Genomic DNA, 11,338 nt, shown 5'->3' with positions numbered 1-11,338 from the left:
GAGCCTATCCGCAGCGGGTCCCGGCCACCGGCCGCGGCTGTGTCCGCGCGCGTAGAGTGCACGCCGTGAGCAACCAGAGCACCGACGCGAGCACCAGCGACACCACCGGCGAGACCGCGTTCGACACCGAGTCGCACGACCCGGCCGTGCCCGAGGCCTACTCCGCCTTCATGCGCACCGGCTGGGACGACCGCGAGGTCGTCGTACCGCGGGGCGCGTTCGCCGACCGGACCGCCGAACGCCGTGCGCGGCTGGCCGCGATGTTCCCCGGCGAGCGGCTGGTGCTGCCCGGCGGCGGCTACAAGGTGCGCTCCTACGACACCGACTACCGCTTCCGGGTCGACACCGCCCACGCCTACTTCACCGGCAACCAGCTCAGCGACGCGGTGCTGGTCATCGACGACGGCGAGTCCGTCCTCTACGCGCGACCGCGCTCGGGGCGCGACACCGACGAGTTCTTCCGCGACCGCAGCTACGGCCAGCTCTGGGTCGGCAAGCGGCCCTCGCTCGGCGAGATGTCGTCGGCGCTCGGACTCCCGGTGCGCCACATCGACCGGCTGCCCGACGCCCTGGCCGGCTCGGGCAAGACCCGTGTCCACCGCGGCGTCTCCCTCGAGGTCGACCGCCAGGTGCTCGCCGACGGGGCCCTCGACACCGACTTCGCCCGGGTGATCTCCGAGATGCGCCTGGTCAAGGACGACTGGGAGGTCGCCCAGCTGCAGGAGGCCTGCGACATCACGGCCCTGGGCTTCGAGGACTGCGTGCGCGAGTGGGACGACGTGCTGCGCCACGGCGAGCGCTGGATCGAGGGCACCTTCTTCCGCCGGGCCCGCGCGATGGGCAACGACATCGGCTACGACTCGATCGTCGGCTCGGGCTCCCACGCCACGACGCTGCACTGGATCGACAACGACGGCCCGGTGAAGTCCGACGACCTGATCCTGCTCGACATGGGCGTGGAGGGCCGCCACCTCTACACCGCCGACGTCACCCGCACCCTGCCCGTGGGCGGGCGCTACAGCCCGCTGCAGCGCGACCTCTACGAGCTGGTGCTGCAGGCGCAGGACGCCGGCATCGCCGCGTGCCGGCCCGGCCTGCCCTTCACCGGCACCCACGAGGCCGCGATGACGGTGCTCGCCCACGGCCTCGGCGACCTCGGCCTGCTGCCCGTCTCGGTCGAGGAGGCGCTCGACCCCGAGTCCAAGGTCTACAGCCGCTGGACCCTCCACGGCACCAGCCACATGCTGGGCCTCGACGTCCACGACTGCGGCCAGGCCGCACCCGAGGCCTACAAGCTCGCCGCGCTCGAGCCGGGCATGGTGCTCACCGTCGAGCCGGGCCTGTACTTCCAGGAGGACGACCTGCTCGTCCCCGAGGAGCTGCGCGGCATCGGCATCCGCATCGAGGACGACATCCTCATCACCGCCGACGGCGCCCGCAACCTCTCGGCGTCGCTGCCGCGCAGTGCCGACGACGTCGAGGCGTGGATGGGCGTTCACCGGCGCTGACCCCCGCGTCTCGCGTAGGGTCCTGCGCCGTGGACACCCCCCTGCTGAGCACCTCGACGTCCCTGCGCCGCCGTACGACGGCCGCGTCCACCGCACTGCTGCTCGCGCTGGCCCTGGCCGCGTGCGGGGGCAACGACGACTCCTCCGCCGGTGACGACCCGTCGTCAACCGCGGCCCAGGCCGACGGCAGCACGACGTCCGACGCACCGAGCACCGAGGCGACCGACGACACCTCGAGCGCCGCCGTCCCCACCGAGGACGAGCTGACGGCGGTCCTGGTGACCGCCGACGAGGTGCCCGCGGGCTTCACGCAGAGCCCCGCCGACAGCACCGACGACACCAACGACACCTTCGAGGGCACCTGCCTGGGCGACATCGGCCAGTTCAGCGACGCCCTGGGCTTCGAGCCCGACAGCGAGGCCGAGGTCGAGTACACCGCCGAGGGCGACGGCGGCCAGAGCGCGGTCTCGTCCAAGATCGAGGCCTACGCCGACGCCTCCGCGGTCGCTCCCGCCTTCGCCGACTTCACCGACACGCTCCAGCAGTGCACCTCGGTCGACACGACCGACAAGGACGGCGTCGCGTTCTCCCTCGACATCGCCTACGACGACTCGGTCGACCTGCCCGGCGCCGAGGACCAGCTGCGGGTCGACATGACCGGCACCATCGCCTCGGGCGGGCAGTCGTTCGACCTGGCCTACCAGTTCGTGGTCGCCCTCAGCGGTCAGTTCATCTCGATCGTCGGCACCTACACGCTCGGCGAGGACACCAGCGGTGTTCTCGACAGCACCGACGACCTCGCGGCCCTGCAGGCCGGACGGGTCGCCGACCAGCTGGGCTGACCTCCGCCGGCACGCAACGAACCAGCGCCTCACCAGCACCCCCGGCAGGATTCGAACCCGCGACCGTCGGGGTAGAAACCCGCTGCTCTATCCAACTGAGCTACGGAGGCAACTCCGCCACCTTATCCCGCCGACCGGGCACCCTGATCGTGACCACGCGCTGCACACCGTGCGCCGGTTGTTCACTACTTCGGCATCGTCCGACGCGCGAGCCACGGCTCGATCTTCGGCATGCCCGCGCACCGTACGCGGCAAGGTCGGGCGGATCCCGTATGGCGGCATGGTGGCCGACTATGGCAACCCGGTCGGGGTGGCAGTTCGGCGGTGGGCCGCCTGTGACGGGGTTCGCGGCTTGCGCTTCAAGGCCGAGCCCGGCAGCGGCGTTACTCACGGGGTCATGGCTTGTTGACGATGCTGAGGAACCGGCGTGGCGAGATCCGTGCTCCGATGCGGAGGGCTTTGGTGAGTCCGACGTAGACCTCGGGTCGGCCGGCGTCCAGCCCCTTCATCGTGGCGTCGAGGAAGTCGTCGAGGGCCATTACTCGTGGCGGCGGTGACGGCTGGTCGCGGTGGAGCTCGGTCACCACGGCGGGCGGGATCACCTCAACGACGCTCACGTTGCTGTCCGCGAGCTGCGCTCGCAGGCTGATCGTGAAGGAGTGCACCGCTGCCTTGGTAGCCGAGTAAACGGGTGCGGCCACCAGGGGTACCAGTCCGAGGCCCGAGCCGATGTGAACGACGGTCGCCGACGGTGCTGTCCGGAGTAGCGGAAGTGCAGTCGTGGTGACTCCGATGAAGCCGGTGAGGTTCGTAGCAACCTCGTCAGCGACGAGATCGAGGTCGGGCAGCTGCTCGTTGGTGAAGTTCAGGCGTCGCTGGATCCCGGCGTTGTTCACCAGCATGTCCAGACGGCCGTCGTGACGCTCGGCCACCTCTGCCAGCCCGTTGCGGATCGAGGCGAGGTCGCGGACGTCGATGACGATGCCGGCGAGCTGAGGGTGTGCTTCGGTAACGTGCTTGACCTTTTCCGGATCTCGCCCGCTGATGATGACCTGGTCCCCGCGAGCCGCCATGCGTAGGGCTAGTCCCAGTCCGATTCCAGAGGTGGCGCCGGTGATCAGGACTACGAGGCCGTTCACCTTATTGACCGTCCCCGGTGAGCTCGATCAGGACGCCGTCACGATCACGCAGGTAGGCCACGACCTGACCCCAGGGCTTGGTGACCGGCTCCACCGCCAGAACCGCTCCGGCCTTGACCGCCGTGGTCACCGCAGCCAGCACGTCGTCGACCGCCAGCGAGAGCTGGACCGCAGCCGCCGGTCCGTCGGGCTGGTGGGGGGTGATCTGCAGGCCGCTGGTCGGCGCCGCTGCCAGGGCAGCCAGTTGAAGCGTCGTCTCGCCCGTCTCGAGCTGGGCGTAGTCACCCTCGTCGCGGACCCAGCGGGCTGCGATCCCGAAGGCCTCGTCGTAAAACCGCACCGAGGTCGGCACGTCAGCGACCCAGATCATAATTCCGTCTAACTTCGTCGTCATGGCGTCTCCCTTTGTCCTCGACAGCGAGCTGCTGGCACTCACATATTGAAGGGCATCAACATATTGATAACAAGCATCTCCTTTAGGGTGGCAGCATGAGTGGAGATCAAAGCGCCGGCACAGCGCCCGCTGATCGCGTCATCTGGTCGTTGCGTCGCGCGTTCCTGGCGGTCGAGGCGCTCAAGGAAGCCCGCCTAAAACGGCTGCGACTCTCGAACGCCCAGTACGGGGTACTGATGAACGTCTTTGTCGCTCCCGGCCTGACCGGGGCAGAGCTGGCCCGGCGTCTGGGCGTGAGCCCACAGAACATCACCACTCTGGTCGCTCGGGCCGAGGAGCGAGGTTGGGTGGAGCGTCGCGCTCACCCGCTACACCACCACGTCAGAGAGCTTCACCTCACTGAAGAAGGCGCATCCTTGCTGAAGGCTGCCGAGACGGAGGTCGCGGCGTTGGAGGAGGATCTTCGCGCCTGCCTCGGGGAATCCCATTCTGAGCAAGTCCGCGACGCTCTGAACAAGCTCGCCAGTCTCAAGGTCGACAATCAGCCCGGTTGAGCGCACTACCCGTGGGTCGGACGAGCCAGACGGAGCCTTCGATGCGGCATGACCAGGCGGAGCCCTCATGGCGGCAGAGTCGGGCGGATGAGGTTCACAGCCCGTCGTCGGTCGCTGCCTCGGCGGCAAGGGCGTCAAGAAATGCCGCAAGGGTGGGTGCGACGTTCCGGGGGACCCGGTCCTCGTCGATATAGACGACCGATGGCTCCCCACCTCGCCCGCAGGCTGTGTAGTCGAGCATGACCGTGTCGTGACCTGCGCTGGGAGTGTTGAAGATGACGAGCCCAATGTCGGGGTAGTCCCATTCGTGCACCATGTAGGGACTGCCGAACTTGCCGTCGATTGCAGCATCGGCATTGCCTACCCCCAGCAGCCTTTCGACAGCGATGTGCTCCTCTGACCAGGACGACGCGAGGTCGGTAGGGAAGCGTGTCCGCGCGAGGTAACCGCCGTTCTGCTCGCGCAACAGGCTCTTGTAGGTGTCAGGAAGGACGTAGCCCAACACGCTTTCGGCGGCCTCGAGCTGCTGCTCAGTCGCGGGGGGGCGGTGGGGACACGACGGGCTCGTAGACGGTCACGCGGAGGGAGTCTGCCAAGAGGCAACCCCATGCGCCCGACCCTCGGCAAAGTCGGGCGCTTCGGCGCGCGTGAGGGACGCACCCAGTCAGACGACCCCGGTGTGCTCGAGCAGGATCTTGAGGCCGATCCCGATCAGCACGAGCCCGCCGACGACCTCGGCGGGCCCGCGGAACCTCACCCCGGCCCGGTGCCCGAGAAAGACCCCGACCGCGGTCAGCACGAACGTCGTGACGCCGATCAGCACGGCGGCAAAGGCGACCGAGACGTCGAGGAACGCGAAGCTGATGCCGACCGCGAGGGCGTCGATGCTGGTGGCGACGCCGAGCACCATCAGCTCGACGAAGGGCACGCGGCCGTCGCCTTCATCGCCTTCGTCGTCACCGAAGGCCTCCCAGATCATCTTGGCGCCGATGACGGCGAGCAGGCCGAAGGCGATCCAGTGGTCGACGGAGGTGACGTAGTCGCTGAAGCCGGTCGCGACCGCCCAGCCCAGCACGGGCATCAGGCCCTGGAAGAGACCGAAGGTGATGGCCAGCGCGAGGACGCCCTGCGCCGACAGGCGCCGCATCTGCAGGCCCTTGCCGAGGGCGACGGCGAAGGCGTCGGCCGACAGGCCGACCGCGATGAGGAACAGGGTGAGGAACGACATGAGGGAGGGCCTTCCGGTAGGTGTCTGCCGGAAGAACCAGGGGTCGCTCCGGCACGGGTGACGTGCCGAAGGTCTCGTTCACCCGGGTCCGACCTGACGGTCGAGCCGGGCGGTGCACCGGGCGACCGTGGCCGCCAGTATGTCGATGCACCTCCGCGCCCCGCGAGCGGGACGATGGACGGGAACTACTCCCCTTCGATGTCGCCAGTCTGCCAGAGCGGGGCCAGCCCGGCCGCATCGGACCCGCCAGGCTCCGTCGGGCTCAGCCGGCGACGTACGCCGCGATCTCGTCGTGCAGGCGGGCCTTGACGTCGTCGGGGGCGAAGGAGGCAGCGACCCCGGCCCGGGCGACGTCGGCGACGCCGTGCTCGTCGAGGTCGAGCAGGTCGGCGGCGATCTCGTACTCACGGTTGAGCGTCGTGCCGAACATCGGCGGGTCGTCGGAGCCGATCGTCACCACGACCCCGGCCTCGACGAACTGCCGCAGCGGGTGCTCGTCGAGCGAGGCGACCGCCCGGGTCGCGACGTTGGACGACGGGCACACCTCGAGCGGGATGGCCCGCTCGGCGAGGTGGGCCAGCAGGGCGGGGTCGGAGGCCGACGAGGTGCCGTGACCGATCCGCTCCGCGCCGAGCAGGCGTACGGCGTCCCACACCGTCTGGGGGCCGGTGGTCTCACCGGCGTGCGGCACCGAGTGCAGCCCGGCGGCGCGGGCGGTGGTGAAGTGCGGCTCGAACTGGGGCCGCGGCACCCCGACCTCGGGTCCGCCCAGCCCGAAGCCGACGAGCGCGTCGGTTCGGTGGTCCAGGGCGTAGCCGAGCGTCGCGTCGGCGGCGGGCAGGCCGAACTCGCCGGGGATGTCGTAGATCCAGCGCAGCACCAGGCCGAAGTCGCGCTCCGCGGCGACCCGGGCGTCCTCGATCGCGTCGGTGTAGTCCTCGATCGCGATGCCCGCCAGCACCGAGGTGTACGGCGTGCAGGTCAGCTCGGCGTAGCGGACCGACTGGGTGGTCGCGAGCTCACGGGCGACCTCGTAGGTCAGGTAGCGCACGTCGTCGGGGGTCCGGATCAGGGCGACGACCGCGAGGTAGACCTCGATGAAGTGGGCGAAGTCTCGGAACTCGTAGAAGGCCCGCAGCGCCTCGGACTCGGTCGGCACGGTGCCCGGGTGGCGCTCGGCGAGCTCGGAGACGATCCGCAGCGAGGCCGACCCGACGTGGTGGACGTGCAGCTCGGCCTTGGGCAGGTCGGCCACGAACGCGGCGAGCCGGTGGGCGGACGGGTTCTCGGTCACCAGCAGGATGCTGCCAGACGACAGGTCGGCCTACTGCACGGCGTCGAGCAGCGTCTGGCCGTCGGCGTTGGCGAGGACCTTGCCGTCGACCAGGACGGTCGGGGTGCCGGTCACACCGGCGACCTGGGCGTCCTGGGTCGCCTCGCGCGCGAAGTCGTTCTCACCGGCCTCGATGCCGGCCTTGACGGCGCCCTGGTCCGCGCCGGCCTCGACGGCCTTGTCGATCAGCCACTGGGCGTCGGGGAACGTCGTCGCGGTCTCGCTCGGCTGGTCGGCGTAGAGCAGGTCGTGGAACTTCTTGGCGACCGTGGGGCCGGAGGTGTCGAGCACGACCCCGAAGGCGCTGGTCGCGCGGGCGGAGTAGTCGGACCGGGTCAGCAGGGTGAAGGGCCGGTAGTCGACCTGGACCTTGCCGTCGTCGGCGAGCGTGGCGAGCTGCTTGTGGGTCGCGGCCTCCAGCCGGCCGCAGAACGGGCACAGGAAGTCCTCGTAGACGACCACCTTGTGGGGCGCGCTGTCCGGGCCGATCGTGACGCCGTAGTCGCTCTGGCCGGCGGCGGTCGCGTCGACGTTGTTGCCCTGGCTGACGACGTAGAAGACCACCCCGACCAGCACCAGCACGGCGGCGGCCACCCCGCCGACCATCAGGTTGCGGCGGCGCTCGCGGGCCCGGGCCTGCTTCTTCAGCTCGGCCAGGCGTTCGGCCCGCTGTGTCGCCCTGGTCTCGGCCCTGCTCCTGCCGGCCATCAGTCCACGCCTTCCAGGTCCTGGCGGCGGGCGCCGCGGTCGAGGTCGTCGAGCTCGCACTCGAGGTCGTCGGTCGTACGTCGTCGGAACAGCACCGAGTCGAGGGCGAACCGGCCAGGTCCGACCCACACCACCAGTACGGAGGCCAGGGCCAGTCCCGCGTCGCGGGCGATCTCGAACGGGTACTTCGAGGCGGCGTCGGGGTCGTAGCCGCCGCCGCCGAAGCAGCCGCAGTCGATCTCCAGGCCACGCGCCCAGGCCGAGGCGATGCCGATGGCGAACCCTGCGAAGAGCACGACCGAGATGACGGCCGCGCCGCGGGTCATCACGCCGACGACCAGGGCGAGGCCGATGACGACCTCGACGGCCGGAAGCGTGTAGCCGACGGGCTCCACGAGCGAGGTGGGCAGCAGGTCGTAGGCCTGGACGGCGCGGACGCTGCCGAGGGGGTCGGTGAGCTTGGCCAGGCCGGCCCAGATCCAGACGCCGCCGACGACGAGGCGGGCGCCGAGCGCGAGCCACTGCTTGGCCGATGCGTTCACGTGGCCCGACGCTAGACGCGGTGACTGAGTCGGTCCTGAGAACGATCCGGGCCGCGGCACCGTAGGGTGATCGATCGTGAGTGCCGCCAACGACCGCCTGGTCTGGATCGACTGCGAGATGACCGGTCTCGACCTGACCGCCGATGCCCTCGTCGAGGTCGCCGCCCTGGTCACCGACTTCGACCTCAACGTGCTCGGCGACGGTGTCGACATCCTGATCAAGCCGCCGGCCGAGGCCTTGGAGCAGATGGTGCCGTTCGTGCGCACCATGCACGAGACGTCCGGCCTGCTCGACGAGCTCGAGCACGGGGTCACCCTGGCCGAGGCCGAGGCCGAGGTGATGGCCTACCTGCGCGAGCACTGCGGGGCCGACAGCCGCCCGCCGCTGGCCGGCAACACCGTGGCGACCGACCGCGCGTTCCTCGCGCGCGACATGCACGACCTCGATGGGTTCCTGCACTACCGGATCGTCGACGTCTCCTCCATCAAGGAGCTGTCGCGCCGCTGGTACCCGCGCACCTACTTCGCGGCCCCGGTCAAGCGCGGCAACCACCGCGCCCTCGCCGACATCCAGGAGAGCATCGAGGAGCTGCGCTACTACCGCGAGACGGTCTTCGTGCCGGCCCCTGGACCCGACTCCGCGAGCGCCCGCGTCGTGGCCGAGCGCCACGGCGGCGCGCTCACCGGGCTGGGCCCCACGCCCCCGGTGCCGGGCGATCCGGCATCCGATCCGGTATCCGATTCTGCGCCCGGGACGTAGGTCCCCTACACTTCTTCCGGTCCTGCACGGTGCACGCCGAGCAGGTCGTGGTGGGTATAGCTCAGCTGGTAGAGCGCCGCCTTGTGGTGGCGGATGTCGCGGGTTCGAGTCCCGTTACTCACCCCAGTCGTACGAACCCCCGGCCTGTGCAGGCCGGGGGTTCGCTCGTCAGACGCGGTCCTCGGTCAGGCTCGCGGGCGGCAGCCAGTCGGCCCCGAGGAGCTGCGCGAGGTCGGCGAGCCCCGTGGTGTCGCTGCCCACCGTGTCGGACGCGGCGGCGATCCGCTCCACCATCACCTTGCCGACCTGCTCCTCGACGGTGCCCTCGGCGTAGGCGACGTGCCAGGGCGAGACCTGGTGGTCGCGGTGGGTGCGTCCGGTCACCTGCCGGGCGGCGATGCCCGAGAAGCGGGCCTGGTGGAAGACGCCGACGCGCGGCTCGGTGCTCGCTTGACGACCGTCGGCGAGGGTCTCGCCTGCGTGCAGGCTGATCGAGGCGACCGTGGTGAAGACGCAGACCTTCGCCTGGCCGGTCTGGAACCGCAGCCGCTCCGCCTCGGCGTCGAACCGGTCGCGGCCGTAGATCGAGGCCACCTCGATCCCCGCGTTGCGCAGCCGGTCGGCGATGGGGTCGGCGGCGGTCGAGACGAACTCGACCGAGCACGCCACCTGTCGTTCGGCGTCGACCTGCTGGGCGATCCACGCGACCGTCGAGTCGACCCGGATCAGCCCGGCCTTCTGCCGGAAGCGCAGCAGCGCGGCCCGACCCTGGGCGACGTTGCGGCCCTGTCGGGCCAGGTCCATCTCGCGACAGAACTCACCCCACTCGGCCTCGTACGCCGCGCGCTCGGCCGGGTTGAGCGTCACCGGCATGCCGGAGATCGGGACCGGCCCCCACGGCGCGGCCCGGTGCAGCATCGCCGGGGGTCGCTCGTCGGCCAGCCAGCCGCGCACCAGCGCGAGGTCGGCGGCGCGCCGCTTTGGGTCGGTGGTCCAGGTCGCGCCGTACCGGCCCTGGTCCATCCCGACGCCGTGGCGCTCGAGCGCCGTGGCGAACGCGGCGTCGGGCTTGGTCGCCGAGGTCCATTCGCGCATCGGCTCGTCGAGCACCTGCGCGAACGCGGGCGCCAGGTAGGGCAGCTCCAGGGGCGTGTGGCCGGGGGTCGCGGTCACGGCGATCACGAAGGGGGCCTCGTCGTGCGGCTTCGCGTGCCCCGAGATCCTCGCCCAGAGCTTCCACCGCTTCGTCGACGTACGCCGCAGCGCATGGGCCTCGTCGGCGATGATCACGTCCCACGCGTGCTCCTTGACCTTCTCGAGCCGGTCCCACGTGACCACGACCCACTCCAGTCCCCCGTCGCCCAGCGCCGTGATCGTGCGGCACCAGTGGCCGATGGTGATGGCGGCCGGACGGTCGGCCACCACCAGCACCCGCCGCGCGCCGCGAAGGTCGCCCACCGCCGTCGCGCCGAGGACGGCGGCGATCGTCTTGCCCACGCCCGGCTCGTCGGCCAGCAGGAACTGGCGACCGCCGGCCACCGCGCGTTCCGCGATCGCGTCGGCCGCCTCGAACTGGACCCTGCGGGGCTCGAGGTCGTCGGTCGCCTCGGGCGCGGGCGTCGGATCGCCGGGGTTGAGGGTGGTGTCGATGAACCGCCCCAGCGTGTGGGGCCCCGGGACGTACGGCGCCAGGTGCGGCGGCACGTCGCGGCCGACATGGAGGTGGGCCTTGACCGCCGGGTGCCAGGTCGCGCCGTCGACCTGCGTGCCGTACGGCACGTCGAGCACCCACAACCGCTCCCCCGGCCCGGCGGTCGGCAACGGCCGCGTCGGCTGCCGAGTCCCACCGCGGCGCGGTGACGGGCTGCGCCGACGAGCACCGGACCGGTGAGGACTGACCACCCTCGGACGCTACCGACGTCATCCGCTCACACAGAGCTGACTCGCCCGAGTCGGCTCGGGGCTCAGACCGGCAGCGGTGAGCGCCATCAAGGTCGCTGCTCCGTCCTCATCGGGCCAAGCCGCGGGACTTCCGCACCGAGCGATCGTTATGAGGTCGTGTCCGCCGGTCGTCGTCTCCTCGCCTGCACGATCCTCGTTCTCGGCCTGGCCTCTGCGCCCGCGCCCGCTTCGGTGGCCGCTACCCCGCCCGACCGCGACCTCCCTACGCCGACGCGGGCCGACATCAGCGGCACGCGGCCGACTGGAGTGCTGCGGCTGTCTTTGGACGACGGCACGACCCTCGCGATCACGCGGGAACCTTTCCGGGTGGCGTTGCTCGACCGGCACGGACACCAAGAGATCTCGACCGTGGCCGGGCACGAGGGCCC

At 70.7% G+C, this 11,338-nt stretch carries 11 protein-coding genes, 2 tRNA genes and 1 pseudogene; 5 read left to right on the top strand and 9 right to left on the bottom strand.

Features of this window, described 5'->3' with window-relative positions:
* Positions 1 to 65: 65 nt before the first annotated feature.
* Entirely contained in the window at positions 66 to 1,508 is a 1,443-nt protein-coding gene (locus FZC61_RS19700) for an aminopeptidase P family protein (protein ID WP_246142808.1), read from the top strand.
* A gap of 29 nt (positions 1,509 to 1,537) precedes the next feature.
* The gene (locus FZC61_RS19695; RefSeq protein ID WP_148615874.1) at positions 1,538 to 2,350 is read left to right on the top strand and encodes a sensor domain-containing protein; all 813 of its coding nucleotides are present in this window, start codon (positions 1,538 to 1,540) and stop codon (positions 2,348 to 2,350) included.
* A 36-nt stretch (positions 2,351 to 2,386) separates the two neighbouring features.
* Here the strand turns inward: FZC61_RS19695 and FZC61_RS19690 are convergent.
* The 3 genes from FZC61_RS19690 to FZC61_RS19680 form a co-directional block, all read right to left on the bottom strand.
* Positions 2,387 to 2,460: transfer RNA gene (locus tag FZC61_RS19690), tRNA-Arg, on the bottom strand.
* A gap of 285 nt (positions 2,461 to 2,745) precedes the next feature.
* Entirely contained in the window at positions 2,746 to 3,489 is a 744-nt protein-coding gene (locus tag FZC61_RS19685; protein ID WP_148615873.1) for an SDR family oxidoreductase, read from the bottom strand.
* A gap of 1 nt (position 3,490) precedes the next feature.
* The gene (locus FZC61_RS19680; protein WP_148615872.1) at positions 3,491 to 3,883 is read right to left on the bottom strand and encodes a VOC family protein; all 393 of its coding nucleotides are present in this window, start codon (positions 3,881 to 3,883) and stop codon (positions 3,491 to 3,493) included.
* 95 nt (positions 3,884 to 3,978) lie between these two features.
* On the opposite strand from FZC61_RS19680, the gene FZC61_RS19675 reads away from it, so the two are divergent.
* A complete protein-coding gene (locus FZC61_RS19675; protein ID WP_148615871.1) occupies positions 3,979 to 4,437 on the top strand; it encodes a MarR family winged helix-turn-helix transcriptional regulator in 459 nt (152 codons plus the stop codon).
* Between the two features lie 94 nt (positions 4,438 to 4,531).
* On the opposite strand, the pseudogene FZC61_RS19670 reads toward FZC61_RS19675, so the two are convergent.
* The 5 genes and pseudogenes from FZC61_RS19670 to FZC61_RS19650 form a co-directional block, all read right to left on the bottom strand.
* Positions 4,532 to 4,966: pseudogene (locus FZC61_RS19670) on the bottom strand (SMI1/KNR4 family protein); the annotation flags it as partial.
* 135 nt (positions 4,967 to 5,101) lie between these two features.
* Positions 5,102 to 5,665: a manganese efflux pump MntP gene (locus tag FZC61_RS19665; protein ID WP_148615869.1), complete on the bottom strand. Its 564-nt coding sequence runs from the start codon at positions 5,663 to 5,665 to the stop codon at positions 5,102 to 5,104.
* Between the two features lie 262 nt (positions 5,666 to 5,927).
* On the bottom strand, positions 5,928 to 6,959 hold the full coding sequence (locus FZC61_RS19660) for an adenosine deaminase (protein ID WP_148615868.1): 1,032 nt from the start codon (positions 6,957 to 6,959) through the stop codon (positions 5,928 to 5,930).
* Positions 6,960 to 6,989: 30 nt separating this feature from the next.
* Entirely contained in the window at positions 6,990 to 7,706 is a 717-nt protein-coding gene (locus tag FZC61_RS19655) for a DsbA family protein (RefSeq protein WP_148615867.1), read from the bottom strand.
* Complete coding sequence (locus tag FZC61_RS19650; RefSeq protein ID WP_148615866.1) at positions 7,706 to 8,248, bottom strand: DoxX family protein; 543 nt, start codon at positions 8,246 to 8,248, stop codon at positions 7,706 to 7,708. The genes FZC61_RS19655 and FZC61_RS19650 overlap by 1 nt, the downstream gene beginning before the upstream one ends.
* Before the next feature lie 76 nt (positions 8,249 to 8,324).
* On the opposite strand from FZC61_RS19650, the gene orn reads away from it, so the two are divergent.
* Complete coding sequence (gene orn / locus FZC61_RS19645; protein ID WP_281289846.1) at positions 8,325 to 9,008, top strand: oligoribonuclease; 684 nt, start codon at positions 8,325 to 8,327, stop codon at positions 9,006 to 9,008.
* Between the two features lie 50 nt (positions 9,009 to 9,058).
* Positions 9,059 to 9,134, top strand: a tRNA-His gene (locus FZC61_RS19640).
* Between the two features lie 42 nt (positions 9,135 to 9,176).
* On the opposite strand, the gene FZC61_RS19635 is transcribed toward FZC61_RS19640, so the two are convergent.
* A complete protein-coding gene (locus FZC61_RS19635; protein WP_170286192.1) occupies positions 9,177 to 10,796 on the bottom strand; it encodes a DEAD/DEAH box helicase in 1,620 nt (539 codons plus the stop codon).
* Positions 10,797 to 11,338 lie beyond the last annotated feature (542 nt).

Origin of the sequence: Nocardioides rubriscoriae (assembly GCF_008087085.1) — a bacterium.
Classification (GTDB): Bacteria; Actinomycetota; Actinomycetes; order Propionibacteriales; family Nocardioidaceae; genus Nocardioides; species Nocardioides rubriscoriae.
This window is presented reverse-complemented; position numbering and strand designations above follow the sequence as displayed.

Bases quoted from the DNA above. Each gene is read 5' to 3' on its own strand.
- FZC61_RS19680 (WP_148615872.1), bottom strand. From the start codon at position 3,883: ATGACGACGAAGTTAGACGGAATTATGATCTGGGTCGCTGACGTGCCG.
- FZC61_RS19675 (WP_148615871.1), top strand. From the start codon at position 3,979: ATGAGTGGAGATCAAAGCGCCGGCACAGCGCCCGCTGATCGCGTCATC.
- FZC61_RS19665 (WP_148615869.1), bottom strand. From the start codon at position 5,665: ATGTCGTTCCTCACCCTGTTCCTCATCGCGGTCGGCCTGTCGGCCGAC.
- FZC61_RS19655 (WP_148615867.1), bottom strand. From the start codon at position 7,706: ATGGCCGGCAGGAGCAGGGCCGAGACCAGGGCGACACAGCGGGCCGAA.